Annotated in this window: 24 protein-coding genes; 9 read left to right on the forward strand and 15 right to left on the reverse strand. The window is 65.0% G+C overall.

The window, feature by feature from the left end; genetic code table 11:
• Window positions 1-120 precede the first annotated feature (120 nt).
• A complete protein-coding gene (locus tag H8B02_RS26245; protein WP_229168916.1) occupies window positions 121-924 on the reverse strand; it encodes a hotdog family protein in 804 nt (267 codons plus the stop codon).
• A 136-nt stretch (window positions 925-1,060) separates the two neighbouring features.
• Between H8B02_RS26245 and H8B02_RS26250 the strand changes: the two genes are divergently transcribed.
• The 3 genes from H8B02_RS26250 (at window position 1,061) to H8B02_RS26260 (ending at window position 4,562) form a co-directional block, all read left to right on the forward strand.
• Window positions 1,061-1,558, forward strand: coding sequence for a YaiI/YqxD family protein (locus H8B02_RS26250; RefSeq protein WP_229168917.1), 498 nt, complete (start codon window positions 1,061-1,063; stop codon window positions 1,556-1,558).
• Window positions 1,559-1,562: 4 nt separating this feature from the next.
• Window positions 1,563-3,377 carry an ABC-F family ATP-binding cassette domain-containing protein gene (locus tag H8B02_RS26255; protein ID WP_229168918.1) on the forward strand — a complete coding sequence of 605 codons (1,815 nt, stop codon included), beginning with the start codon at window positions 1,563-1,565 and terminating at the stop codon, window positions 3,375-3,377.
• 105 nt (window positions 3,378-3,482) lie between these two features.
• Window positions 3,483-4,562: a D-TA family PLP-dependent enzyme gene (locus H8B02_RS26260; RefSeq protein ID WP_229168919.1), complete on the forward strand. Its 1,080-nt coding sequence runs from the start codon at window positions 3,483-3,485 to the stop codon at window positions 4,560-4,562.
• Between the two features lie 98 nt (window positions 4,563-4,660).
• On the opposite strand, the gene H8B02_RS26265 is transcribed toward H8B02_RS26260, so the two are convergent.
• On the reverse strand, window positions 4,661-5,563 hold the full coding sequence (locus H8B02_RS26265; protein ID WP_229168920.1) for a LysR family transcriptional regulator: 903 nt from the start codon (window positions 5,561-5,563) through the stop codon (window positions 4,661-4,663).
• A gap of 92 nt (window positions 5,564-5,655) precedes the next feature.
• Between H8B02_RS26265 and H8B02_RS26270 the strand changes: the two genes are divergently transcribed.
• Window positions 5,656-6,873 carry an MFS transporter gene (locus H8B02_RS26270; RefSeq protein ID WP_229168921.1) on the forward strand — a complete coding sequence of 406 codons (1,218 nt, stop codon included), beginning with the start codon at window positions 5,656-5,658 and terminating at the stop codon, window positions 6,871-6,873.
• A 108-nt stretch (window positions 6,874-6,981) separates the two neighbouring features.
• On the opposite strand, the gene H8B02_RS26275 is transcribed toward H8B02_RS26270, so the two are convergent.
• From H8B02_RS26275 to H8B02_RS26315, 9 genes are all read right to left on the reverse strand, one after another.
• Window positions 6,982-8,196 (reverse strand): TIGR03862 family flavoprotein, encoded by a 1,215-nt coding sequence (locus tag H8B02_RS26275; RefSeq protein ID WP_229168922.1) that lies wholly within the window; start codon window positions 8,194-8,196, stop codon window positions 6,982-6,984.
• Between the two features lie 2 nt (window positions 8,197-8,198).
• Window positions 8,199-9,116, reverse strand: coding sequence for an SDR family NAD(P)-dependent oxidoreductase (locus H8B02_RS26280; RefSeq protein ID WP_229168923.1), 918 nt, complete (start codon window positions 9,114-9,116; stop codon window positions 8,199-8,201).
• A 256-nt stretch (window positions 9,117-9,372) separates the two neighbouring features.
• Window positions 9,373-9,519, reverse strand: a complete 147-nt coding sequence (locus H8B02_RS26285) for a hypothetical protein (RefSeq protein ID WP_223972942.1) — start codon at window positions 9,517-9,519, stop codon at window positions 9,373-9,375.
• Between the two features lie 140 nt (window positions 9,520-9,659).
• Window positions 9,660-10,139, reverse strand: a complete 480-nt coding sequence (locus tag H8B02_RS26290; protein ID WP_229168924.1) for a MaoC family dehydratase — start codon at window positions 10,137-10,139, stop codon at window positions 9,660-9,662.
• Between the two features lie 13 nt (window positions 10,140-10,152).
• Window positions 10,153-11,877 carry an AMP-binding protein gene (locus H8B02_RS26295; RefSeq protein WP_229168925.1) on the reverse strand — a complete coding sequence of 575 codons (1,725 nt, stop codon included), beginning with the start codon at window positions 11,875-11,877 and terminating at the stop codon, window positions 10,153-10,155.
• A gap of 149 nt (window positions 11,878-12,026) precedes the next feature.
• Window positions 12,027-12,914 carry a 3-hydroxyisobutyrate dehydrogenase gene (mmsB, locus tag H8B02_RS26300; protein ID WP_092113148.1) on the reverse strand — a complete coding sequence of 296 codons (888 nt, stop codon included), beginning with the start codon at window positions 12,912-12,914 and terminating at the stop codon, window positions 12,027-12,029.
• A 25-nt stretch (window positions 12,915-12,939) separates the two neighbouring features.
• Window positions 12,940-14,022, reverse strand: a complete 1,083-nt coding sequence (locus tag H8B02_RS26305; protein ID WP_229168926.1) for an enoyl-CoA hydratase/isomerase family protein — start codon at window positions 14,020-14,022, stop codon at window positions 12,940-12,942.
• Complete coding sequence (locus H8B02_RS26310) at window positions 14,019-15,164, reverse strand: isobutyryl-CoA dehydrogenase (protein ID WP_229168937.1); 1,146 nt, start codon at window positions 15,162-15,164, stop codon at window positions 14,019-14,021. Before H8B02_RS26310 ends, H8B02_RS26305 begins: the two co-directional genes overlap by 4 nt.
• Before the next feature lie 22 nt (window positions 15,165-15,186).
• Window positions 15,187-16,683, reverse strand: coding sequence for a CoA-acylating methylmalonate-semialdehyde dehydrogenase (locus tag H8B02_RS26315; protein ID WP_229168927.1), 1,497 nt, complete (start codon window positions 16,681-16,683; stop codon window positions 15,187-15,189).
• A gap of 120 nt (window positions 16,684-16,803) precedes the next feature.
• Here H8B02_RS26315 and H8B02_RS26320 point away from each other — a divergent pair, with 120 nt between their 5' ends.
• Both H8B02_RS26320 and H8B02_RS26325 read left to right on the forward strand, forming a co-directional pair.
• A complete protein-coding gene (locus tag H8B02_RS26320; RefSeq protein ID WP_229168928.1) occupies window positions 16,804-17,721 on the forward strand; it encodes a LysR family transcriptional regulator in 918 nt (305 codons plus the stop codon).
• A 114-nt stretch (window positions 17,722-17,835) separates the two neighbouring features.
• Window positions 17,836-18,348, forward strand: a complete 513-nt coding sequence (locus tag H8B02_RS26325) for a ParB N-terminal domain-containing protein (RefSeq protein ID WP_229168929.1) — start codon at window positions 17,836-17,838, stop codon at window positions 18,346-18,348.
• A gap of 153 nt (window positions 18,349-18,501) precedes the next feature.
• Here the strand turns inward: H8B02_RS26325 and H8B02_RS26330 are convergent, their stop codons facing one another.
• Together H8B02_RS26330 and H8B02_RS26335 are read right to left on the reverse strand one after the other, a co-directional pair.
• On the reverse strand, window positions 18,502-19,110 hold the full coding sequence (locus H8B02_RS26330; protein WP_229168930.1) for a TetR/AcrR family transcriptional regulator: 609 nt from the start codon (window positions 19,108-19,110) through the stop codon (window positions 18,502-18,504).
• 60 nt (window positions 19,111-19,170) lie between these two features.
• Window positions 19,171-19,704 (reverse strand): PaaI family thioesterase, encoded by a 534-nt coding sequence (locus tag H8B02_RS26335; protein WP_229168931.1) that lies wholly within the window; start codon window positions 19,702-19,704, stop codon window positions 19,171-19,173.
• 222 nt (window positions 19,705-19,926) lie between these two features.
• Between H8B02_RS26335 and H8B02_RS26340 the strand changes: the two genes are divergently transcribed.
• The gene (locus H8B02_RS26340) at window positions 19,927-20,697 is read left to right on the forward strand and encodes an enoyl-CoA hydratase (protein WP_229168932.1); all 771 of its coding nucleotides are present in this window, start codon (window positions 19,927-19,929) and stop codon (window positions 20,695-20,697) included.
• 289 nt (window positions 20,698-20,986) lie between these two features.
• Complete coding sequence (locus H8B02_RS26345) at window positions 20,987-23,266, forward strand: FdhF/YdeP family oxidoreductase (protein ID WP_229168933.1); 2,280 nt, start codon at window positions 20,987-20,989, stop codon at window positions 23,264-23,266.
• Between the two features lie 512 nt (window positions 23,267-23,778).
• Here the strand turns inward: H8B02_RS26345 and H8B02_RS26350 are convergent.
• Entirely contained in the window at window positions 23,779-25,041 is a 1,263-nt protein-coding gene (locus H8B02_RS26350) for an MFS transporter (protein WP_229168934.1), read from the reverse strand.
• 279 nt (window positions 25,042-25,320) lie between these two features.
• Between H8B02_RS26350 and H8B02_RS26355 the strand changes: the two genes are divergently transcribed.
• Window positions 25,321-25,488: a hypothetical protein gene (locus H8B02_RS26355; RefSeq protein WP_229168935.1), complete on the forward strand. Its 168-nt coding sequence runs from the start codon at window positions 25,321-25,323 to the stop codon at window positions 25,486-25,488.
• A gap of 38 nt (window positions 25,489-25,526) precedes the next feature.
• Here the strand turns inward: H8B02_RS26355 and H8B02_RS26360 are convergent, their stop codons facing one another.
• A complete protein-coding gene (locus H8B02_RS26360; RefSeq protein WP_229168936.1) occupies window positions 25,527-25,988 on the reverse strand; it encodes a hypothetical protein in 462 nt (153 codons plus the stop codon).
• Between the last annotated feature and the right edge of the window lie 353 nt (window positions 25,989-26,341).

Genomic DNA, 26,341 nt, shown 5'->3' on the forward strand with positions numbered 1-26,341 from the left:
GCATGCGGGTGATCCAGTAGTCCAGAGACTGCAGTTATTTATCGAGAGGCCGCGGCGTGCTGGATACCCCACATGCGCGAGGTATGACACCTGCTGGTGCGGAGACGGCGAGCCTCTTCCCTACGCCGCAGCCTGCTCGCGCGGCTGGGTGATCGCGATGTGGTGGCAATGCGCGAGCGGCACGCCGTTGCCGAGCACCAGCGCGTCGAGCTCGACGAAGCGGTGGCCCTTCTTGTCGTAATTGCCGGTCACCTTGGCGCGCGCGGTCAGCTCGTCGCCGATCCTGCCTGCCGACAACAGCTGCATGCGGGTGCCCACGTGGATCCAAGGCCCGAGGATCGCATTGTCGACCAGGACCTTGTTCATCACCCGCGGCAGCAGGCCGGGATGGCCGAGACCTTCGCGCAAGTAGATCGGGTCGGTCTCGCGGATATCGGCGAGATATTCCTTGGCGGCATCGCCGGACCAGTCGCGCGGGATGGTGCCGAGCCACTTGCCCTCTTCATAGGACGACGCGCTGACCGGCTTGCGCTCGGCGACGGCCGCAACCTGCTTGTAATCGTCGAGCACAAATTTCGGCGCTGAAGCCGGCAGCGACGCGGTGCCGGTCGCACAGAGCTCGCCGCGGCTGGTGAGCTCGATCGTGAGCCCATTGCCGGTCTCCCGGCCGATCAATTCCGCGATCTCGCCGTCATAGACCGGCTTCACGAAGCGGGCCTCGATCAGGCCACGTTCCAGGAAATCGCGGCCCCACTTTTCGACCGGCAGGTGCATCATGTAGGCCATCACATCGACGCCGGGAACGAGTCCGCCGGAAAAGCCGAACTTCCGCGCCACCGTGTCGTCGTGGATCTTGTTCTCGGACAGTTTCGAGGTGTTGTAGGCCGAGACGCGGTAGGCCTGCGATCTGGTCTGCGAGTTCATGGGGTTTTCCCTTATTTCCGTTGTTTTTCTGGTGACAATGGTAGTCGAACAAAGAGGCATGGCAAGCCTCTCGTTTTGCTCGCAATTTTCCGCACCATGGAGTACACGCAGGCCGCGCCCGCCAACCAATGAATCGATGACTGAAACCCCTGCCCAAACCCGCATCTATGTCGACGCCGACGCCTGCCCGGTGAAGGACGAAACCTATCGCGTCGCGATCCGGCTCGGCGTGCCCGTCAGCGTGGTCGCGGGCAACTTCATCCGCGTGCCGCAGGATCCCCTGATCGAGCGCATCGCTGCCGGTTCCGGCATGGATGCCGCCGACGACTGGATCGCGGAACGCGCGCACGAGGGCGACGTCGTGATCACCGCGGACATTCCGCTGGCGAGCCGCTGCGTCAAGGCCGGCGCCGATGTGATCGCGCCGAACGGCAAGCCGTTCACCGAACAGTCGATCGGCATGACGCTCGCGGTGCGCAATCTGCTGACCGATCTGCGCTCATCGGGCGAAATCACCGGCGGGCCGAAATCATACTCGCCGCGCGACCGCTCGACTTTCCTGTCGACGCTCGACCAGACCATCCGCCGCATCCAGCGCCGCCGCGCCGAGCAGGCGCCGGCAAACGGGAATTAGCGCGATGGCCCCACCGCTCATCCAGCTCAAGGACATCAGCCTGACCTTCGGCGGCACGCCGCTGCTCTCCGGCGTCGAGCTGTCTGTCTCCGCGGGCGAGCGCGTCTGCCTGATCGGCCGCAACGGCTCCGGCAAATCGACGCTGCTGCGGATCGCGGCCGGCATTGTCGAGCCTGACTCCGGCAGCCGTTTCGTGCAGCCCGGCGCCACCATCCGCTATCTGCCGCAGGAGCCGGATTTCGGCGACCACAAGACGACGCTGGCCTATGTTGAGGCGGGCCTTGGCCCCGGCGACGATCACTACCAGGCGCGCTATCTGCTCGAACAGCTCGGCCTCACCGGCGAGGAAGATCCCGCGCACGTCTCCGGAGGCGAGGCGCGCCGCGCGGCGCTGGCACGGGTGCTGGCGCCCTCGCCCGATATCCTGCTGCTGGACGAGCCGACCAACCATCTCGATTTGCCGACCATCGAATGGCTCGAAGGCGAACTGGAAAGCCGCCGCTGCGCGCTGGTCCTGATCAGCCACGACCGCCGCTTCCTGACGAATCTGTCGCGCACCACCGCCTGGCTCGACCGCGGCCAGATCCGGCAGATCGAGCGCGGCTTCGGCGCGTTCGAGGCGTGGCGCGACGAGGTGCTCGCTGAGGAAGAGCGCGAGCAGCACAAGCTCGACCGCAAGATCGTCAACGAGGAGCACTGGCTGCGCTACGGCGTCTCCGGGCGCCGCAAGCGCAACGTCAAGCGGCTCGGCAATCTGTTTGCGCTGCGCGACCAGCGCCGCGACTATCGCGGCGCCACCGGCAATGCCACGCTCGCCGCCGCCGAGGCCGAGAAATCCGGCCGCCTCGTGATCGAAGCGAAGACTATCACCAAGGCTTATGGCGAGCGCACGATCGTCGATACCTTCTCGACCCGGATCCAGCGCGGCGACCGCGTCGGCATCGTCGGCCCGAACGGCGCCGGCAAGACCACGCTCGTGCATCTGCTGATCGGCAACGATCCGCCCGACTCCGGTTCGGTGCGGCTCGGGGCCAATATCGAGATGGCAACGCTCGACCAGCATCGCGAGAGCCTCGATCCGAAGCTGACCTTGGCCGAGGCTTTGACCGGCGGCCGCGGCGATCACGTCATGGTCGGCGACAAGTCGAAGCACGTCATCGGCTACATGAAGGATTTCCTGTTCGCACAGGAGCAGCGCGGCACGCCGCTGGAGGCGCTCTCCGGCGGCGAGCGCGGCCGGCTGATGCTGGCGCGCGCGCTCGCCAAGCCGTCGAACCTGCTGATCCTGGACGAGCCGACCAACGACCTCGATCTCGAAACCCTCGACGTGCTCGAGGACATGCTCGGCGATTACGAGGGCACGGTGATCCTGATCAGCCACGACCGCGACTTCCTCGATCGCGTGGTGACCTCGGTGATCGTGCCCGAAGGCCAGGGCCGCTGGATCGAATACGCCGGCGGCTATTCCGACATGCTGGCGCAGCGCGGCGCCGACGTGAAGCGCGAGACGGTGAAGGCGGACGCCGCGATCGAGGAGAAGAAGGAAGCCAGGGCCGCGGCACCCGAAGCGGCACCGAGGCGCCGGCTCAGCTTCAACGAGAAGCACGCACTGGAAACATTGCCGAAGACGATCGACAGACTGCACGCCGAGATCGCAAAACAGCAAAAGGTGCTCGACGATCCCGACCTCTACAGCAAGGATCGCAAGAAATTCGACACAGCTTCAGCGGCGATCGCTAAGGCGCAGGAGGACCTCTCGGCCGCCGAAGACCGCTGGCTCGAGTTAGAGGTGCTGCGCGAAGAGATCGAGCAGGCTTGATGCGCAGGACGGGTAGAGCGCAGCGAAACCCATCATGACGCAACGAAGGAATTCGATGGGTTTCGCTTCGCTCTACCCATCCTACGAGGCCGGAGAAGAGACATCATGACCACGCCCCTCGCCGCCAAGATCGCCAAGGAATACGGCACGCCGTGCGCCGTGATCGACATGGACCGGGTCGAGCGCAACATCGCGCGCATCCAGAAAGCCTGCGACGAGGCCGGTGTCGCCAACCGGCCGCACATCAAGACCCACAAGAATCCGATGCTGGCGCAGCTGCAGATCAAGGCCGGCGCCAAAGGCATCACCTGCCAGAAGCTCGGCGAAGCCGAGATCATGGCCGATGCCGGCATCGACGACATCCTGATCAGCTACAACCTGCTCGGCGACGAGAAGATGGCGCGACTCGGCGCATTGCAAGGCAAGGCCAACGTCACCGTCGCCGCCGACAATTCGGTCGTGATTGGCGACCTGCCGAAGGCGGCAGCCGCCTCCGGCCGCCCGCTCTCGGTCGTGGTCGAATGCGACACCGGGCGCAAGCGCGCCGGCGTCGAGACCCCGGCCGAGGCGATCGCGCTGGCGCGCGAGATCGCAGCCTCGAAGGGCCTGAGCTTCGCGGGATTCATGCTGTACCCGACCGAGACCGGCTGGGCGGATGCGCAGAAATTCTATGACGAGGCATTGGCCGGCGTGCGCGCCCACGGCCTCGATGCGACAATCGTCTCGACCGGCGGCACGCCGAACCTCGTCAATTTGGGCAAGTTGAAGGGCGGCACCGAGCATCGCTTCGGCACCTACATCTACAACGACCGCATGCAGGTTGCGGCCGGCGTCGCCACCTGGGACGATTGCGCGCTGCATATCTATTCCACCGTGGTCAGCCGCGCCGGCCCCGAGCGCGGCATTCTCGACGCCGGCTCCAAGACGCTGACCTCGGACACCGGCGGCCTCGAAGGCCACGGCCTGATCCTCGAACATCCCGAGGCCAAGATCGCACGCTTTGCCGAGGAGCACGGCTTCCTCGATCTCGCCCGCAGCAACACCCGGCCGAATGTCGGCGACGTCGTGCGGATCGTGCCCAATCACGTCTGCGTCGTCGTCAACATGATGGACGAAGTCGTGATGGTGCGCGGCGACGAGATCATCGGCGCATTGCCGGTGACGGCAAGGGGCAAGCTGCGCTAGCCGTGATCTGTAGGATGGGTAGAACGCAGCGAAACCCATCATGCTTCCGCGTGGATCGAAGTCGATGGGTTTCGCTTCGCTCTACCCATCCTACGGATCTACCCCCGGATCAGCGCCTGCAGCTCGCGGTCGAGCGCATCGCGAAACACCTCGATCGGCCGCGCCAGGTGGCCGGCGGGCGGACGATGCACGATCCAGGCGCGCACCGCCGGACTGAAATCCGCGATCTTCACCGTCTTGAGCCGGCTGCGGAGCGGGCTTCGTTTCAGCGCCACCGGCGTGACGAGGCCGATGCCGAGCCCGCGCGCCACCAGCGAGAGCCGTAATTCGCTGTCGAGCGCCTCGACCGCGATGGTGAACGGCAGATGCGCCGCGTCGAAATGGCGCTTCAGCGTCTGGCGGAAGCCACAGCCGTCCTGGTTGATCACCCACCCGGTCCGCGACAGCCATTCGAGGTCGACGAATTTCGGCGTCTTCATCTCGCGCGCGACGACGAACACCACCGGCTGTGCGCCGAGATCGGAGGCCGCGAGATCGTCGGGCGGCGCGGTGCCGTCGGGCAGGCAGATCGCCGCGGCATCGAGCTCGTTGCGGCTGACCCGCTCCATGTGGTTGGGCGACCAGCCCGAGACGACGCGCACCGCAAGCGAAGGGAATTCGCCGCGCACAGCATCGAGCGGACCGGTCAGCCCCGCCTCCGACAGGAACGGCGTCAGGCCGAGCCTGAACTCGCCGCGCACCACGCCGTCATTGGCGACGCCTGACTTGAGGTCGTCGAGCATGCGCAGCACGCGGCGGCCCTGCTCATAGGCCTCGATCCCCGCCGCCGTCGGCTTCAGCGGCTTCGACAGCCGGTCGAGCAGCTGCGCACCCAGCATCTCCTCGAGATTCTGGATTCGCCGCGTCACGCCGGGCTGGGTCAGGTTCAGCCGCACTGAGGCCGCAACGATCGATCCGGTCTCCACCACGGCGACGAACGCCACAAGGTCATGGGTGTTCATAACAAACTCGCATATTCTTCATAAACTTATTTGAATTGTAGCATATTAAGCCGATCCCCTAAAGGGGTCTCGCCACTCCATCGCGAGGTCCCATGACGATTTCCGAAGCCACCAAGCTCTCCCCGGCGCGCACCGTCTCCGTGCGTCCCCTGATCTGGATCGGCGCCATCACGACCGGCACCGTCGTCACCAATCTGTTTGCACCGCAGATCCTGGTTGGCCTGATGAGCCGATCGCTCGACATGAGCGCGCTGCAGGCCGGCCTGATCTCGACCCTGACCCTGCTCGGCTACGCGCTCGGGCTGTTGCTGCTGGTGCCGCTGGTCGACCTCGTCGAGAACAAGCGGCTGATCCTGCGCACGCTGGCCTGCGCCATCGTGGCCGCGGTCGGCACCGCGATGGCACCGACGCCGCTGATTTTGTTGGTCGCCACCTTCATCCTCGGCGCCTCCTGCGCCGCGATCCAGATGGTGGTGCCGCTGGTCGCCTCGATGGTGCCGCCGGAGCGCCGCGGACAAGCGATCGGCGATGTCATGAGCGGCCTGATGATCGGCATCCTGCTGTCGCGGCCGATGGCGAGCCTGATCGCGGACAGCTGGAACTGGCGCGGCTACTACCTCACCTCGGCCGCCCTGATGACCGTGCTCGGTTGCGCGCTGGCGCGCTATCTGCCGACGCTGCAGCCCGCGACGAAAGTAAGCTACGGCGGGCTGCTGCGTTCGTTCCCGAGATTGCTGCGCGAGGAGCCGGTGCTGCGCGTTCGGTCCTGGACCGCGGCGCTGGTGATGGCATCGTTCACCGCGTTCTGGGCCGCCGTCGCGCTGCGGCTGCCGGATGCGCCGTTCAACCTCGACGCCAAGGGGATCGCGCTGTTCGCGCTGATCGGCCTGGCCGGGGCGGCAGCGACGCCGATCGCCGGGCGCTGGGGCGACCGAGGTTTCGCGCGGCCGTTGCTGATCGTCTCGCACCTCCTCATCGTCGGTGCGCTCGCGCTGTGCGCCTGGGCCGGCATGACCGAGTCGCGGATTGCCGCCCTGTCGCTGCTTGGCGTCGGCGCCGTGCTGCTCGATTTCGGCATCACCACCGACCAGACGCTCGGCCGCCGCGCCGTCAATCTGTTGCAGCCCGAGGCGCGCGGCCGGATCAACGGCCTGTTCGTGGCGCTGTTCTTCATCGGCGGCGCGGTCGGCGCGGCGGCCGCGTCCGCGGCGTGGAGCTTTGGCGGCTGGTCAGCGGTCTGCGCGGTCGCCGCCACGTTCGGTGTGCTCGGGTTCGTTACCGACCTCGCGACGAAGACGGGATCGGAATGAGTGGCACCGCGTAGGATGGGCGGTCTCGTAGCATGGGTAGAGCGCAGCGAAATCCATCATGTCTCCGCGCGGAAGGAAGTCGATGGGTTTCGCTTCGCTCTACCTATCCTACAGATTGAGCCACCTCAACGCGCCCTTCCCCGCAGCGGCGCCTGTCGCAAACGACGCTTGCAACAGATAGCCGCCGGTCGGCGCCTCCCAGTCGAGCATCTCGCCGGCGGCGAAAACACCGGGCAGCCGACGCAACATGAAATGCGCGTCGAGCTCGTCGAACCTGATCCCGCCGGCGCTCGAGATCGCGCGCGCGATCGGCGCCACGCCCGATATCTCGATCGGCACCGCATTGGTCAGCCCGGCCAGTTCAGCCGGCGGCAGCGCGGGCAGCGATCGGCCGGAGACGGCGGCCGCCTCCTGCAACAGCCCGATGCCGACCGGCGAGAGCTGCGCCGCCTTGCGCAGGAAGTTGGAGAAGGACTGCTTGCCCTTCGGCGCCGACAGGCGTGCAATCAGTTCGTCATGTGCAGTATCGGGCCGCAGCGCCACGCTGAACATCGCCGTTCCCTTGGCGAGCACCGCCTCGCGCAATTCCGCCGACAGCGCGTAGATCGCGCCGCCTTCGATGCCGGTGCGGGTGACGATCGCCTCGCCGCGCACGGTGCGCGGCCCGATCGTGAGGGCGACGCCCTTGAGCGGCTGCCCCTCAAACCGGTCACGAAACATATTTGACCACGCGACCGTGAAGCCGGAATTGGCCGGTTTCATCGGCGCCACGGCAATACCCTTCGCCCCGAGGATCTCCGACCACGCGCCATCCGATCCGAGCCGCGGCCAGCTCGCGCCGCCAAGCGCGAGCACGGCTGCGTCAGCGTTGACCGCGCGTGGGCCGTCCGGCGTCTCGAACAGCAATCCGCCGTGCGCGTCCCAACCAATCCAGCGATGCCGGAATGCAAACGCAACGCCCGCGGCATCGAGCCGCCGCAGCCAGGCACGCAGCAGCGGCGATGCCTTGAACGCTTTTGGAAACACGCGGCCGCTGGTGCCGACGAAGGTCGGCTGCCCCAGCGCCTCGCTCCAGGCGCGCAAGCTGTCGGGCGGAAACGCCTCGACCGCAGCCTTCAGGCGCGGCATCGCCTCGCGATAGCGCTTGAGGAAATCGGCGAGTGGCTCGCTGTGGGTGAGATTGAGCCCGCCGCGCCCGGCCATCAGGAACTTGCGGCCGGCCGACGGCATCGCGTCATAGACGGTGACGTGCGCCCCGCCCGCCGCAAGAGTTTCAGCCGCCATCAGGCCGGCGGGACCGGCTCCGATGACGGCGACGCTCATGCTCAGAGCTTGATCCCGGCCCGCGCGGCGGCCTGGGCGACATACTTTTGCGTCTGCTCGAACGCGCCCTGCAGCGCCTTCGCGGTCGACATGTCGCTGATGTCCTTGAAGTGCGCGGCAACGCCGTCGGGCGTCCATTCGGATTGCGGCAGGTTGACGCCTTCGGTCTCCAGCACGCGGATCACCGCGAACGAGCCGGCACCGGCGCCCATGATGGTGCGGGTCGGCGCGTCCTCCGAGAGCAGGAATTCGACCGCCGGCGTGATCGCTTCCGGCTTCATCAGTTGAAGCGCCTGCGGCGGCAGCAGCTCCTCGGTCATGCGGGTCGCCGCCGTCGGCGAGATGGTATTGACCTTGATGTTGTTCTTGCGGCCCTCTTCGGCGAGCACGTTCATCAGGCCGACCATGCCGGCCTTCGCTGCGCCGTAATTGGCCTGGCCGAAATTGCCGAACAGGCCGGACGACGAGGTCGTCAGCACGATGCGGCCGTAATTGCGTTCGCGCATGCCGGCCCACACCGCCTTACAGCAGTAGAAGGTGCCGGTGAGATGCACGTCGAGCACCTTGGCCCAGTCGGCGACCTCCATCTTGGCAAACGACTTGTCGCGCAGGATGCCGGCATTCGCGCACAAGAGGTCGACGCTGCCCCACTCCTTGGTGGCGCGCTCGACCATCGCGCTGACCTGCTCGAAGTTCGAGACGTCGGCGCCGTCGGCCATCGCGGTGCCGCCGGCCTTGCGGATCTCCTCGACCACGGTCTCGGCCGGCGACAGCGAACCACCGGTGCCGTCGCGCGCGCCGCCGAAATCGTTGACCACGACCTTGGCGCCGCGGCTGGCGAGCCCCAGCGCATGCGCCCGCCCAAGACCATTGCCCGCGCCGGTGACGATAGCGACGCGTCCGTCAAACCTGATTGCCATGCTTGTCGTTCCTGCTCTGACTTCCCTTCACCCCTTGTGGGAGAAGGTGGCGCGCGCCAGCGCGCCGGATGAGGGGTTCTGAGCACGCGGAGAGAGACCTCTCACCCGGCTCCATCTCGCTCCGCTCGATTTCGCCACCCTCTCCCACATGGGGAGAGGATGCATGCCCGAGCGGCATGAAAAGGTTGGAGACTTTTGAGCAGCGATGGATGGCCGGGTCAAGCCCGGCCAAGACCCAAGCGGCCACCAGGGCGCGCTAGACGGAAGGGGTCATCGATCCGCAGGGTTTCAGGCTTTTGAGCAGATGCCCGCTCCAGCACTCGTGATGCTCCTGGGCGTAGCTCAGCGAGCCAATCAAAATCAAACCGACCACGACAAGTCCGGCGACGATGTTCTGCACCATGGCTGCCACTCCCGGGACCGCACCGCCTGAAGGGCGTATGATGGACACCGGGGATCAAAGCCGTCAATGGACTACTTAGATTAGGCGGGCTCGCTCCACCTCTCCCGCTGGCGCGAAAGGTGGAGCTACTCAAGCATCCCTTAGCTGAAGTAAATCAGGCCGAGCCAGTCGGCGACCAGCGCCGGCTTCTCCTCGCCCTCGATCTCGACCGTGACGTTGGTGCGCGACAGCAGTTCCTTCGGCTTGCGCAGCGTGGCTTCCGCTAGCACGAAGCGGCCACGGACGCGCTTGCCGGAACGCACCGGCGAGATGAAGCGCAGCTTGTCGCAGCCGTAATTGACCCCCATCGCGGTGCCCTCGAGCACCGGCATCACCTCGTAGGACATGATCGACAGCAGCGACATCGTCAGAAAGCCATGGGCGATCGTGGTGCCGAAGGCAGTCTCGTTCTTGGCGCGCTCGGGATCGACGTGGATGAACTGGTGATCCTCGATCACGTCGGCATAGGTGTCGATGCGGCCCTGATCCAGCAGGTGCCATGACGACACGCCGATCTCCTTGCCGACCATGCCCTGGTAGGTTTCCAGCGACACCGGCGGCTTTTTCCAGACTTCGTTCATTGGCTAACCTCTGCTAACCGGAGGTCCGCACCTTCTGCAGCTCCGGAAATTCTTCCTCGCGGAACTCGGCTCCGCGCAACGCATCGCTTCTGACATCGTCATGCTCGAGCCGGCGCAACTGCACCCGACGGATCTTTCCAGAAATCGTCTTTGGCAGTTCGGTGACCAGCTCGATCTTGCGGATGCGTTTAAACGGTGCGAGCCGCGTGTGCAAATGTTTGAAGATCGACAGTGCCGTCTCCGGGGTGCGCTCGACGCCTGATACCAGCAATATATAGGCTTTGGGGACCGCCAGCCGGATCGGGTCCGGGCTCGGCACCACTGCGGCCTCCGCCACTGCGTCATGCTCCAGCAGCACGCTCTCCAGTTCGAACGGCGAGATGCGGTAGTCGGAGGATTTGAACACGTCGTCGGTGCGGCCGACGAAGGTCAGATAGCCCTCGTCATCGGTGAACACGACGTCGCCACTGCGATAGATCTCGCCGTCGGTGCCGATCAGCTTGCCGTCGTCGCCCTGATAGCCCTGCATCAGGCCCGCCGGCCGCTCAGTGCCGAGCAAGAGCGTCACCTCGCCCTCCTTCGCGGCATGGCCGTCATTGTCGGTGACCTGCACGCGATAGCCGGGCAGCGGCCGGCCCATCGAGCCGACCTTCACCTTCTGCCCCGGCGAATTGCCGGCCAGCGCGGTGGTCTCGGTCTGGCCGTAGCCGTCGCGGATGGTGAGGCCCCAGGCCGATTTGACCTGGTCGATGATTTCAGGATTGAGCGGCTCGCCGGCGCCGCAGACTTCGCGCAGCGAGACCTTGAAGCTTGCGAGCTGCTCCTGGATGAACATCCGCCACACCGTCGGCGGCGCGCACAGCGTAGTGACGCTGCAGCGGCCGATGATCGAGAGCAGGCCCTTCGCCTCGAAGCGTGGCTGGTTGGCGATAAAGATCGTTGCACCGGCATTCCATGGCGCGAAGAAGCAGCTCCAGGCATGCTTGGCCCAGCCGGGCGAGGAAATGTTGAGATGGATATCGCCGGGCTGCAGGCCGATCCAGTACATGGTTGAGAGATGGCCGACCGGATAGCTGCGCTGGCTGTGCCGCACCAGTTTCGGTTTTGCCGTGGTGCCCGAGGTGAAATACAGCAGCATCGGATCGTCGGCCTTGGTCGGGCCGTCGGGTGTGAAGGCATCCGACGCCTTGGCTGCATCTTCGAACGATAGCCAGCCCTCGTGGGCCTGCGTCGCGCCGACGACGATGCGCACCAGCTTTTCGCTGCCGAGGCCTGCGAATTTCGCGACCTGATCCTGCGTGGCAACGACCGCCTTCGCCTTGCCGCGATCCAGCCGGTCGCGCAATTCGTCCGCCGTCAACAGCGTGGTCGCGGGGATCACGACCACGCCGAGCTTCATCGCCGCCAGCATGGTCTCCCACAGCGGCACCACATTGCCGAGCAGCAGCAACAGATGATCGCCGCGCTTCAGCCCCTGCGCGCGCAGGAAGTTCGCGACTTGGTTGGAGCGGCGCGACAGCTCGGCGAACGACAGCTTGGTCTCGTTGCCGCTGGCGGCATCGACGATCCACAGCGCCGGCCGGTCGCGGCTGTCGGCATTGCGCGCGAGTTCAGCGTCGAACCAGTCGAGCGCCCAGTTGAACGGCACGGGATCCGGCCAGCGAAATCCCTTCACCGCAGCGTCGTAGTCGGTGCGGTGCCTGAGCAGAAAGGCGCGTGCGTCCTGAAATGTGGTCATCGTCCGAACCCGTCGAATTTCACGCTAGGCGACCAGCGTTGCATTCGTAGCCCGGATGGAGCGAAGCGTAATCCGGGGCCGGTCGCGCCAACTGATGAAGCTGTCCCGGATTTCGCTGCGCTCCATCCGGGCTACCAGTGGAAGGCCCGCTACTTTCCAGCGAGGCTCCGAACGTGCTGGATAATTCCGGAAAAGTCGACCCCGCCATGGCCCGACGCGTCGAAGGTCTTATAGAGCTCCTGCGCATGCTTGCCGAGCGGCGTCACCGCGCCGGCGGCATTGGCGGCGTCCTGCGCCAGCGTCAGGTCCTTCACCATCAGGTTGGAAGCGAAACCCGGCTTGTAGTCATTGTTGGCCGGCGAAGTCGGCACCGGGCCGGGAACCGGGCAGTAGGTCGTCAGCGACCAGCACTGCCCCGACGAGGTTGAGGCGACGTCGAACAGCGCCTGGTGCGACAGGCCGAGCTTTTCGGCGAGCACGAAGGCCTCGCCGACCGCGATCATCGAAATGCCTAATATCATGTTGTTGCAGATCTTGGCCGCCTGCCCTGCACCGCCGCCACCGCAATGCACGATCTTCTTGCCCATGTTGGCCAGCATCGGCTGTGCCGCCGCGAACGCCTTTGCCTCGCCGCCGCACATGAAGGTCAGCGTCGCGCCCTTGGCACCGCCGGTGCCGCCGGAAACCGGTGCGTCGACCGAGGCGATGCCGTGTTTGGCGGCAAGCGCATGCGCCTGCTTGGCGCTCTCGACGTCGATGGTCGAGCAATCGATGATCAGCGTGCCCTTGGCCATCGCGGGCAGCACCTCGTTCCAGACGCCGAGCACATGCTTGCCGGCCGGCAGCATGGTGATGACGACATCGGCGCCCTTCACTGCGCCGACGCCGCTCTCGGCGATCGCGGCGCCGTCGTGCCTCGCCTGATCGCGCGAGGCCGCGACCAGATCGAAGGCGGTCACCTTGTGGCCGGCCTTGACCAGATTGGCCGCCATCGGCCCGCCCATATTGCCGAGCCCGATGAATGCGACGTTTGCCATGGGAAGTCCTCCGCTTGCGACGTTTCTATTTGCTGTCAGGAAATTTCAATTCGTTGGCGCCGATCTCGGCGAAGTAAGGCGCCAACATCTCCGCCGTCACGTCCTCGATATTGGGCGGCGACCATTTCGGATTGCGGTCCTTGTCGATCACGGCGGCGCGCACGCCCTCGCGGAAATCGTCGCTGGCGAACACTTCGAGAGCCGCGCGATATTCGCGCACCAGGCATTCTTCGAGCGTCTCGGTGGCGCGCGCCAATCGCAACAGTTTCAGTGTCACCACCATGCCGCGTGGTGACTTCTCGCCGAGCGTCTTCAGCGTGGCCTGCGCCAGCTCGGAGCCATCGGCTTGCAGCGCATCGACGATATCTTCCATCCGTCCGCGCGCGAACCAGCCGTCGATCCTGGCCAGTAGCGCGGCGACCGGGCCGGATTTCTCGCCGGTAGCGAAGCCTGCAATCAGCCGGTCGATTTCGGTGGACGTTGTGCCCGGCGCAACCTTGGTCAGCGCCTCGCGCAGCGCCGGAAGCTTGGCGCTCGGCACCACCGCGTCGGCGAATTTCGCGTAGATCGCGTCGGGTCCGTTCATCGTGGTGCCGGTGAGACCAAAATAGGTGCCGATCTCGCCCGGCGAACGCGACAGCAGATAGGTGCCGCCGACGTCGGGGAAGAAGCCGAGCCCGACTTCGGGCATCGCAAGCTTGGTTCGCTCCGTCACCACGCGGTGTCGGCTGTGCGCCGACAAGCCGACGCCGCCGCCCATCACGATGCCGTCCATGAAGGCGACATAGGGCTTTGGGAATAGCTTGATCCGCGCGTTGAGGATGTACTCGTCGCGCCATAGGATCTTGCCGAGGTCGCCCTTGACCTTCGAGCTTTCCCAGAGCGCGCGGATATCGCCGCCGGCGCACAAGCCGCGCTCGCCGGCGCCTTCCAGTACGATGACGGCGACATCGGGATCGGCTTCGAACGCGTCGAGCGCCCTGTCGATGTCGTGGAACATCTCCAGCGTCACGGCATTGATCGCCTTCGGCCGGTTCAGCCGGATGATGCCAGCCGCCCCTTCCTTGCGTGCAATCAGGTCGCCTTCGGCAGCGGCCACATCATTCATCGCGCGCCCTCGATCAATTTGCGCGACACGATCAGCCGCATGATTTCATTGGTGCCTTCGAGGATCTGGTGCACGCGCAAATCGCGCACGATCTTCTCGACGCCGTATTCGCTGAGGTAGCCGTAGCCACCATGCAGCTGCAGCGCCTGGTTGGCGACCTCGAAGCCGACATCGGTGCCGAACCGTTTCGCCATCGCGCACAGCATGGACGCGTCAGCATCCTTGCGGTCGAGCGCGGCGGCCGCGCGCCACAGGAAGGTCCGTGCGGCTTCCAGTTCGGTCGCCATGTCGGCGATCTTGAATTGCAGCGCCTGGAACTCGTCGAGCCGCTTTCCAAAGGCCCTGCGGTCCTTCATGTAGGCGAGCGCCTTGTCGAGCGCCGTCTGCGCGCCGCCGAGCGAGCATGCCGCGATGTTGAGACGGCCGCCGTCGAGGCCGGCCATCGCGATCTTGAAGCCGATGCCCTCCTCGCCGAGCCGATTTTCGACCGGCACGCGTGCGTTCTCGAACACCACCGCGCGGGTCGGTTGCGCATTCCAGCCCATCTTGCGCTCATTGGCGCCGAACGACACGCCCGGCGTCTTGCCGTCGACGACGATCGTCGAGACGCCACCGGGGCCATCGCCGCCGGTACGCACCATCGTCACCAGAAGATCGGTGCTGCCGGCACCCGAGATGAACTGCTTCTGGCCGTTGAGCACGTAATGGTCGCCGTCGCGCACCGCGCGGGTACGCAGCGCAGCGGCGTCGGAGCCGGCGCCCGGCTCGGTCAGGCAGTAGCTGGCGAGCAGTTCCATGGTGCAGAGCTTCGGCAGCCATCTGTGGCGCTGGGTGTCGTTGCCATAGGCATCGATCATCCAGGACGCCATGTTGTGGATCGAGATGAAGGCCGACGTGGTCGGACAGCCCGTCGCCAAGGCCTCGAAGATCAGCGCGGCGTCGAAGCGCGTCATCGCCGAGCCGCCGACATCGTCCTTGATATAGATGCCGCCGATGCCGAGGCTTGCGGCCTCGCGCATCACGTCGACCGGAAAATGCTTCTTCTCGTCCCATTCGAGCGCGTGCGGCGCGATCTTCTCCGCCGCAAACGCCCGCGCCATGTCGCGAACCGCGATCTGGTCCTCGTTGAGAGCGAACTGCATCATTGCCTCGCTCTAAAGCGACCTACTTCATCGTCGGGATCGAGAACTCCGCGCCGTCCTTGACGCCGGACGGCCAACGCGAGGTCACCGTCTTGGTCTTGGTGTAGAAGCGGACCGAGTCCGGGCCGTGCTGGTTGAGATCGCCGAAGCCGGACTTCTTCCAGCCGCCGAACGTGTAGTAGGCGATCGGCACCGGGATCGGCACGTTGACGCCGACCATGCCGACATTGACCTTGGCGGCAAAATCGCGCGCCGTGTCGCCGTCGCGGGTGAAGATCGCAACGCCGTTGCCGTAGTCGTGGTCGGACGGCAGCGCCAGCGCCTCGTGGTAGTCCTTGGCGCGCACCACCGAGAGCACCGGGCCAAAAATCTCTTCCTTGTAGATCCGCATGTCCTTGGTGACGTTGTCGAACAGCGAACCGCCGAGATAGAAGCCGTTCTCGTAACCCTGCATCTTGAAGCCGCGGCCGTCGACGGCGAGCGTCGCGCCTTCCTTGACGCCGATGTCGATGTAGCTCTTCACCTTCTCGACCGCCTCGCGGGTCACCAGCGGACCGTAGTCGGCCGACGGATCGACCGAGGTGCCGATCTTGAGCGACTCGACGCGCGGGATCAGCTTTTCCATCAGCCGGTCGGCGGTGGTCTTGCCGACGGGCACCGCGACTGACACCGCCATGCAGCGCTCGCCGGCCGAGCCGTAGCCGGCGCCGATCAGCGCGTCGACCGCCTGGTCCATGTCGGCGTCCGGCATGATGATGGCGTGGTTCTTGGCGCCGCCGAAGCACTGGCAGCGCTTGCCGGTCTGCGCGGCGCGCTCGTAGATGTACTGCGCGATCGGGGTCGAGCCGACGAAGCCGATCGCCTTGATATCGGGATCGTCGAGGATGGCGTCGACCGCCTCCTTGTCGCCGTTGACGACGTTGAGAATGCCGGCCGGCAGGCCCGCTTCGATCATCAGTTCGGCAAGCATCATCGGCACGCCCGGATCGCGCTCCGACGGCTTGAGGATGAAGGCGTTGCCGCAGGCGATCGCCGGCGCGAACTTCCACATCGGGATCATCGCCGGGAAGTTGAACGGCGTGATGCCGGCAACAACGCCGAGCGGCTGCCGCATCGAATAGATGTCGATGCCGGGGCCGGCGCCTTCGGTGTATTCGCCCTTCATCAGATGCGGGATGCCGCAGGCGAACTCGGCGACCTCGAGGCCGCGCTGAATGTCGCCCTTGGCATCGGGAACCGTCTTGCCGTGCTCGCGCGCCAGCCTTTCGGCGAGCTTGTCGTAGTCGCGCTGCACCAGCTCGACGAATTTCATCATCACGCGCGCGCGGCGCTGCGGGTTGGTGGCGGCCCATTCGCCCTGTGCGGCGCGGGCGTTCTCCACCGCGGCGCGAACTTCGGCCTTGGAGGCCAGCGCCACCTTGCCCTGGACGTCGCCGGTCATCGGCTCGAAGACGTCGGCCGTGCGGCCCGAGGTGCCCTTGACCTCCTTGCCACCGATGAAATGTCCGATCGAGCGCATGAATATCCTCCCTTGAAGACCTGAATCGCCGCTCCTCGCGGCGAGATCGCTTTACAAACCCTAATGACCCTGCATTTTATAGGATTCAAGTCCGATAAATTGCACCTTAGATGTGCGGAAATGCAGGATCAAGGCGGCGACACGATCGACTGGGATGACTTCCGTTTCGTGCTTGCCATCGTGCGCGGCGGGTCGGTGTCGGCTGCCGCCAAGCAGCTCGGCGTCGATCATGCCACGGTGATCCGGCGTGTCGACCGGCTGGAAGGCCACCTCTCCGCTAAACTGTTTGATCGCCGCAAGACCGGCTACCTGCTGACCGAGGCCGGCCAGCGCGTCGCCGACAGCGCCGAGGCGATGGAATCGACCATCGTTGCCAACCAGGAGGCGGTCGGCGGCTCGCGCGCGCATCTCACCGGCACGGTGCGGATCGGCGCGCCCGACGGCTTCGGCAGTCACTTTTTGGCCTCGCGGCTGGTCAAGTTCACCGAGCGGTATCCCGATCTGGATCTGCAGCTCGTCGCCACCGCGCGGCTGTTCTCGCTCTCCAAGCGCGAGGCCGACATCGCGATCAGCCTGACCATGCCGAAGGAGGGCCGCATCGTCGGCCGCAAGCTGCTCGACTACACGCTCGGGCTTTATGCCGCACCAGGCTATCTCGCGCAGGCGCCAAAGATCGCCGCGCGTGCCGACCTGCCCCAGCACCGCTTCGTCGGCTACATCGAGGAGCTGCTGTTCACGCCGGAACTGGACTATCTGCCGCAGGTCTCGCCGAAGATCTCCGCGAAATTCCGCAGCGCCAACCTGATCGCGCAGCTCAACGCCACCATCGCCGGCTTCGGCATCGCCGTGCTGCCGCACTTCATGGCATCAGCCCACCCCGAATTGCAGCCCGTGTTGCGCGACGAGGTGCGGATCTCGCGCACCTTCTGGCTCCTGATGCACGCCGACAGCAAGGACCTCGCCCGCATCCGCGCCGTGGCGGACTACATCTACGAGACGGTGGAAGCCCAGCGCGCGCTGTTTGGCGGGGCGACCTGACTAGCGCTGGCCCTCGAGCTCAGTTTGAGAAATGCCTTTTGAGAAATGCCTTGGCAGTGTGGCACTTCATCCTTAAACCGCATTTTGGACGGATCCTGAGTAGGGAGTAACACTGTGCCCGACACGGAAAGTCTTCCAATCGATCAGATTTACGTGCCCGTTAAGAAACGGAAAACCCTCAGGCCTGAGCTCGTTCAAGAAATCGCGGCGAGTATTCTGGAAGTTGGGCAACAAGTCCCCATTCTCGTTCGGCCTGATGAGGGCCGCCTCGTTTTGCTTGAGGGTTTACATCGGCTCGAGGCCTGCAAGGCGCTTGGCGAGACAACCATCATCGGAGTCTGGGGTTCAGCAGAGACTGCTCACCACAAGCCGCTGTTGTCCGACGGAGCTGAGACAGAGGCAGAGCGGGACAAAATGGCGCGATTGAAGAAGCTGCGCCTCGAGAGAGAAGCTGCCGAGAGATCGTCGGCTTCCGCAGACGCGATCGTGGAAACTGAATCAGCCAAGCTTCGGTCGGCTCGCTCCGGAACGAGTATCAGACGAGGGTCGTCGGGCGATCCACGATCAAAAACGAGGACGCTGTCGGAATGGCTCACACAACAAAAGCGCGATGGTGGTCGTTATTGATTACCGCCTCGGCCATCAAGGTGGGAGGGAGCATGCGAAGGGCCATCACTCCGGAAGCCTCGCAGGGCTGAGGCCTTCCAAAGGGTGCCACATGCCTTCGTTGCCGACGAAAACTAAACCGGGGAGATCCGGCGCCTCGTCGCAGCAACTCCCTTAATTCGCTCTGGCACGCGGCTTCTTCGTCACCGTCGCCCGGCCGAGCACCGCCTCGCGGCCCGCGCTCAGGATCTCGTCGGACATTTCGCCGCTGCCTGCGATCCGCGACATCACGATGGTGCCCAGCATGGTCGCGAGCGTGGCCATCGCCTGCTTGCGCGCGGTCTTGCGCGGCACGTCCTGGATCTGGTCGGTGATCATATCGATCATCTGGTCGAGCTTGAGCGCAAAGGCCTTGCGGGTCTTCAGGCTTTCGCGGGCGATCTCGGCGCCGAGCGCCGGGACCGCGCAGCCCTGGCCGGGATCGTCGCGATGCACCGCCGACAGGTAGCCGTCGACGATCGTCGCAAGCCGCTTCTCCGGCGGCACCTCTGCCGTGACCTTGCGCCAGCGCTCGTTGGCGCGGTCCATGGCGTAGTTGAAGGCCTCGATCACCAGCGCCTCGCGCGAGTCGAAATGCGCGTAGAATCCACCATGGGTCAGGCCGGCGTCCTTCATCAGGTCGGCGACGCCGATGCCATGGGCGCCCCTCTCGCGCAGCCGCGTCGCAGCCTTCTTCACGATCCGCGCGTGGGTCTCCTGCTTATGTTCTTTCGAATAGCGCATGCCGCTCTCATGGAATGTTTCTAATCATACAATAACAGATTTGCGCTGGGAATGCTGCAGTTATTTCGCTTTTGGTTCCCCGCCCAGCATGGAAAACGTCGCGGTCGCGTGCACCGCAAGATTGCCCTTACCGTCGCGGACGAAGCCCTCGGTGTAGCTGGTCTGGCGGCCGAGCTTGATCACCTTGCCTTCGGCCGAGATGGTTCCGGAACGCGCCGAGAGCGGGCGCAGATAGGTCAGCTTGAGATCCAATGTCACCGAGGTCTGCCCGGCCATGGTCGAAATCGCGCAGCCCATCGCGGTATCGAGCAGCGCGGCGGCGGTCGCACCGTGCAAGAGGCCGATGGTGTTCTCAAGGCTCTCATGCGGCTCGAGTTCCATCACGATCCGCCCTTCGTCGACAACCGCCATGCGGAAGCCGATCAGTTTTGCCATCGGCGGCGGCGGCAGGTGGCCGTCTCGAATCGCACGCATCGCCTCGATGCCGGACATCGGCATCGCCGCGCTGGCGACCGGCCCGGGCGCCTGCCATTCCACCACGCGCGTGCGCGTCAGTTCGGGCGAATGCAGGTCTGGTGTCTCGGCGGCGGTCATGACGGCTCCGTTTGTATGATAAGTATAATTCTATAGATTCGCGCCATGCAGCGCAACCACACGGCCAGTGTCTTGACAGGGACGGGCTTTGTCCGGGACATGGCCCGAGTCATTACGGGGCGATGCGAAGCATCGAACCCGGAATCTCGAGATTCCGGGTCTGGTGCTTACGCACCATCCCGGAATGACGTATCGATCAATTCCTGCGCCGGGACTTTTTCCATGGACATGCTCAATCCCCACTGCGGCATCGACCGCGACAGCAGAGGCGTCGTCCGCCTCACGATCTGCAACGCCGGCAAGCTGAACATCGTCAGCTCCGCCGTGACCAACGGCGTGCGCGAAGGCTTTGAGCACCTCGCCGCCGATCCGACCATCCGCGCCGTGATCCTGGCCGGCGAAAGCGAGCGCAGCATGATCGGCGGCGCCGACATCAAGGAGATGGCGACGCTCGACCAGCAATCGGCAGAAGCGTTCATCAGCCGCCTGCGCAATCTCTGCGAGGCCGTGCGCAAATTCCCCGCGCCTGTCATCGCCCGCCTGCCCGGCTGGTGCCTCGGCGGCGGCCTTGAGGTCGCGGCCGCCTGCGACGTCCGCGTTGCCGCGCATGACGCGATGTTCGGCATGCCCGAGGTCCGTGTCGGCATCCCCTCGGTGATTCACGCAGCACTGCTGCCGCGCCTGATCGGCTGGGGCCGCGCCCGCTGGCTGATGATAACAGCGGAGAACATCGACGCCTCCACCGCGCTCGCCTGGGGCCTGGTCGACACCGTGGCAAAACCCGGCGGCCTCGATGAGGCCGTCGAGCACACCGTCAAGGCGCTGCTGGAATGCGGCCCCGAAGCGCTGCGCATCCAGAAGGATTTGCTGCGGCAATGGGAAGAGCTGCCGCTGACCGAGTCGGTGAACCTGAGCGTCGGCGTGTTCGGCAAGTCGTTCCAGACCGGCGAGCCGCAGCGCCTGCTGCAGGGATTTTTGGATCGCAAGCGGTAATAGTGACACCTTGTAGCCCGGATGGAGCGCAGCGAAATCCGGGGCACATCATCCGCGGGTGGAATTGCCCCGGATTGCGCATCGCTCATCCGGGCTACGAGACCAACCTGACAGACTGTTGACCACGAGCCTCAGCGGATTAGTCTAACCTCCATCGCGAGCTTGGTGTTTCGGATCGAGAACGTCGATCGGAACACGCTCTCTCGCGGATCGCCGCGCGCGCGGCCAACAAGACAATCAATTCGGGACAGACGCACGAGGTCAGAACTCAAGAGCTGCAGGAGGACATATGGTCCAAAAGCGCGACGTTCCCGGTATCCGACCCTATGATGCTCCGGCTGGCGGCTGGGGCGCCCTCAAGGCCACCGCGATCGCGGTGCGCGACCAGATGGATCTGGTCGAAGCGCCGATCACGCTGCTCCGCACCAACAAGCCCGACGGATTCGATTGTCCGGGCTGCGCCTGGCCGGACAAGGAGCACACCTCCACCTTCCAGTTCTGCGAGAATGGCGCCAAAGCCGTGACCTGGGAGGCGACCAGCAAGCGCGTCGCGCCTCAATTCTTCGCCGACCATACGGTCACCGAGCTGCTGACCTGGAGCGACTTCCATCTGGAAAACGAGGGCCGGCTGACCGAGCCCCTCGCCTATGACGCCGTAAGCGACACCTACCAGCCGATCAGCTGGGATAACGCCTTCACGCGGATCGGCGAGACCCTGCGCAGCCTGCCCGATCCCAACATGGCCGAGTTCTACACCTCCGGCCGCGCCTCCAACGAGGCCGCGTTCCTGTTCCAGATCTTCGCGCGCGAATACGGCAGCAACAATTTCCCCGACTGCTCGAACATGTGTCACGAGGCGACCAGTGTCGGGCTGCCGCAATCGATCGGCATCGGCAAGGGCACGGTGTCGCTGGACGATTTCGACCATTGCGAGCTGATCATCGCGATGGGCCATAACCCCGGCACCAACCATCCGCGCATGATGGGCACGTTGTGGGAGGTCTCGCGCCGCGGCGTCCCGATCATCGTGTTCAATCCGCTGCGCGAACGCGCGCTGGAGCGATTTGCCGATCCGCAAGACCCGATCGAGATGGCGACCCTTGGCTCGACGCGGATCGCCTCGACCTATTATCAACCGAAGGTCGGCGCCGACGCCGCGGTGCTGAAAGGCGTCATGAAGGCGCTGATCGAGAAGGATGACGCGAGCCACGACGTGCTCGACCACGCCTTCATCACCGAGCACACCAATGGCTTTGCGACATTCGCCGCCGATCTGCGCGCCACGCCATGGCAGGCGATCGAGACGGTTTCCGGCTTCAGCCGCGCACAGCTCGGCGAGGTCGCCGCCGCCTATGCGAAATCCAATGCCACCATCGTCACCTACGGCATGGGCATCACCCAGCACAGCCGCGGCACCGACAATGTCCAGCAGATCGCAAACCTGCTGCTGCTGAAGGGCAATTACGGCAAGCCGGGCGCCGGCATCTGCCCGCTGCGCGGCCACTCCAACGTGCAGGGCAACCGCACCGTCGGCATCAGCGAGAAGCCCAGCATCCCGATGTTCGAGGGCATCGAGCGTACCTTCGGCTTCAAGCCGCCGCGCCATCACGGCCATGACGCGGTCGCCGCGATGGAAGCGATCGACGACGGCCGGTCCAAGGTGCTGATCTGCCTCGGCGGCAATTTTGCCATCGCCCTGCCCGATCCAGAGCGTTGCGCGGCCGGCATGCGCAAGCTCGAGCTTGCCGTGCATCTCGCCACCAAGCTCAACCGCTCGCATCTCTTGGTCGGCAAGCAGTCGATCATCCTGCCGGTGCTGGGACGCACCGAGCGCGACATCCAGGCCTCGGGTCCGCAGGTCGTCACCGTCGAGGATTCGATGTCGATGGTGCACGCCTCGCGCGGCAAGCTGACTCCGGCCTCCGAGAATCTGCTTTCGGAATCGGCGATCATTGCCGGCATGGCGATGGCGACCCTGCCGGCGAGCAAGGTGCCGTGGCTAGAGCTGATCGCCGACTACGACCGCATCCGCGACGCCATCGAGGGCGTCTTCCCGGATTTCAAGGATTACAACGCGCGGATCCGGATCCCCGGCGGCTTCCGCCTGCCGCTGCCGCCGACCGAGCGCAAATGGACCACGCCATCAGGCAAGGCCGAATTCCTGATCTTCGACGGCCTCGAAGAGGATCCGGTCCTGTCGGACGAGACCATCCTCAAGCTCGCCACCATCCGCAGCCACGACCAGTACAACACCACGATCTACGGATTGAACGACCGTTATCGCGGCGTGTTCGGGCGGCGCGACGTGCTGTTCGCCAACGAGGCGGACCTCACCGCGCGTGGCCTCGCCCATGGCGATCTCGTCGAGATCGAGACCGCGCTGCCCTCGGGCGCGCCGCGCCGCCTCACCCTGACCGCGATCGTCTACGACATCGCCCGCGGCTCGGTCGCCGCCTATTATCCGGAAGCCAACGGCCTCGTGCCGCTCGACTATCAGGACAAGGAGAGCGGCACGCCGTCGTACAAGTCGGTCCCGGTGCACATCCGCCGCGCTGATCAGGCGGCGTAATTTGGCGCGGCAGCGGCTTCTACCGCTGCTGAAGGGCTTGTGACCTGGCAGCTGACGTTCGGCATGTCTGCGCTGCACAGGATGTGGCATGATAACCTGATGCCAACAGAGGGACTGTGCTGTGCAAGAGGAAACATGGTGGGAAGGACCACTATGCGTCACGCACCCGGTCAACGGACGGCGCATCTTCGGAATTTGCCACGATGATCAGTGGCGCTGGTCCGTGCTTATCAATGGACCGGCTTGGCAAGACACTTATCTTCATGTCTTCACCCTCGCCGGCGCTACTGTCCAAGACGCAAGGGAGCTCGCGACTAAGCTCGGCCCGATACGCGAGCAGGATGAATCCGAAATCGCCTCCGAGCTGTGCAGCCAACTTGAGGCCGCCCGCAAGTCTTCCTAACGATGTCGCTTGTAGCCCGCATGAGCGCAGCGACATGCGGGACCATTCGCCCCGGATATCGCTTCGCTCATCCGGGCTACCTAGCGAAATCGGGGCTACGCCTACTCACTCACCTCGCATTGGCCGGCGCGTGCACCGGCCACAGATCGGCGCGCCAGCGCAGCGCGATCGCCAGCATCGCGATGAATCCGGCGGCGGCGAGCAGCGTGCCGGTGGCGGTGTAACCGATCAGGTCGATCAGGCTGCCGGCCGCGAGCAGGCCGAGCGGCAGGCCGTAGATCACCATCATGCGCACGCCCATCACGCGGCCGCGCAGATGCGCGCTGGCATTGCGCATCAGCATCACGGCGGCCGATATCATCGACATGCTCTGCGCGATCCCGGCCAGCAGCAGGCAGGCCATCGCCACCGGCATGGTCCTGAGCTCGACGAACACCAGGAGCATCGCATACCAGGCGAGCGTTGCGCCGATCAAAAGCCGCGCGATGCGCACGCCGCCGGCCATGCTGAGCGTGATCGAACCGATCAGCGAGCCGAACGCGAAGCTCGCGGAGAGATAGCCGAGCCCGGTCTGGTCGGTATGGAAGATGTCGCGCGCGACATAGGGCAATAGACCGTTGGTGAGCGGAAACGCGGTGAGGTTGGCGAGGAACGCGACACAGAGCGCCGCGCGCATGCCGGGACCGCTCCACGCGTAGACGATGCCCTCCTTGAGGTCGCGCAGCAGCGCCGAACCGGGCAAGTCGCTTGCCGATTGATCGGCCGCGCCGTGCACTTGGGCCGGACGGCCCATGCAGAGCATCAGGATCGCCGCAACGAAATAGAAGCTCGCGATCCCGACATAGACATAGCCGATGCCGAGCGCCGCGAACAATCCGGCGCCGGTCAATGCGCCGGCGATGCGTGCCGAGTCCTGCGTCGTGCGCGCCAGGCTGATGGCGCCGACCAGCTGCGCCGGCGGCATGATGTCGGCGAGCAGCGCGCCGCGCACGCCGAGGTCCGACGGGCGGATCACGCCCATCAGCGCGACGATGATCATGACATTCAGCGGCGGCAGATGGCCGGTCAGCGCCAGAATCATGATGGTCCCGGCGAGCGCGGTATAGGCGAAGCGCATCACGGCGAGCAGATCGCGATGCCCCATGCGGTCGCCGATCATGCCGACGACCGGCGCGACCAGCGTTCCGACATATTGCAACGAGGCCATCACGGTCAGCAGCAGCACCGAGCCGGTCTCGACCATGATGTACCAGCCGAGCACCAGCGTCTCGACCTCGAACGCCCACGAGGTGAGCAGATCGGACGGCCATTGGAAGCGATAGCTGCGGATGCGAAATGGCGCGAGCGCGGAAGTCCGCGTGATCCCGCTCAAGACGCTATGACGCGTGTCACGGCGTGTCCTGCCCTTTTCTTGGTTCTTCTGGGTCTTGCTTCGGCCGTTGATTCTCTTGAGAAAACGTCCTGTTCCGCGAGCGTAGCGCCGAGCCCGCCGCTGTCAATCGAAGCCGCCGCATGCGGCCATGCGCGGCGGCACCAGCGGCAGCGTGTTGCACTGCCCGCCCGATTTCGTCCGGCGCGCACCCCGGATCGGCCGTCCCCCTCCGCCCGGCGATTGTGCTAGCATGCTTGCTCCGAAACCGCGGAGGACGACATGAACGCCTTCGAAGTTTTCGCAATCTACGTGACGCCCTTTGTGATCATCGGGATCGCAATCAAGCTGCTGATGAAGCGTTACGCCGTCGACTTGCCCGACGTGCAGAAGCAGGCAGGCTCGACACCGAAGCGGCGGTTCTTGCTCGGCGCGTGGCGGTCGGAATAGGCCTGCAGCGCCAGCGAACAGATGAGCCGGCCCCCCCATCAGGCTGGCGCAATCGGAATTGACGTGACCGGGCCGGAAGCCATCTGTACGTCTTTGTAAACCGAGCGAATTGCATTGAGGACCGCTTCATCAGAGGACGTAACCTCAAAGAACGTGCTGTCGATCGCACGGATCGCGATCCATGTGTCGCTCTTCCCCGGAAGGGTGCCAACAAACTGCCCCCAAATCACCTGAGTTGTTTCGTGTGCGGCTTTTGAAAGCAGTGCACCACTGACAGGCGAACCACTGGCTGCGAACTTCTCGAGCAAATCCTCTCCCGGCGCGCCCCGCCCTGCGATCGTGAATTCATCAAAGGAATGGTCAAGCACCGGATCGTGCAGCACGACCGACGAAACCATCCAGGTGGCTTCGAGCGAGCGTGGAGCAAGCAAATCAATCAGATCGCGAAGATCGAGCGCCAGAGCGCCGTTGCAGCCGTCGTGGATACGAAGCGTGGTCATGGGCGTTCCTGGATCAATGCAACGCCTTCTAGACCGGCTTGCCTGTTCAAGTGCTTAGGAGCTTGCATCAACTCCTCGGATTGTTGGTAACCAGCTTCGCACCGATCTCTCAACTCGTCATTCCGGGGCGAGCGAAGCGAGAGCCCGGAATGACAGGTGGATGGAAGCGCGGCCCCTGCCACTGAGTTGCCCGACGGGGCAAGCCCCCGCGGCAAAAATATTTCGCTTTATCAGAATTGTAACTCAGTGTATGGTTCGCCCGTCTCACCCGATCGAGGGGCGCTTCGCGGTCGTCACGAACGCGGGTCGAGATGCGGTGGACGCCGAGCGTGTAGCTGACGAGAGCGCGCGAA

Origin of the sequence: Bradyrhizobium altum (genome assembly GCF_020889705.1) — a bacterium.
Classification (GTDB): Bacteria; Pseudomonadota; Alphaproteobacteria; order Rhizobiales; family Xanthobacteraceae; genus Bradyrhizobium; species Bradyrhizobium altum.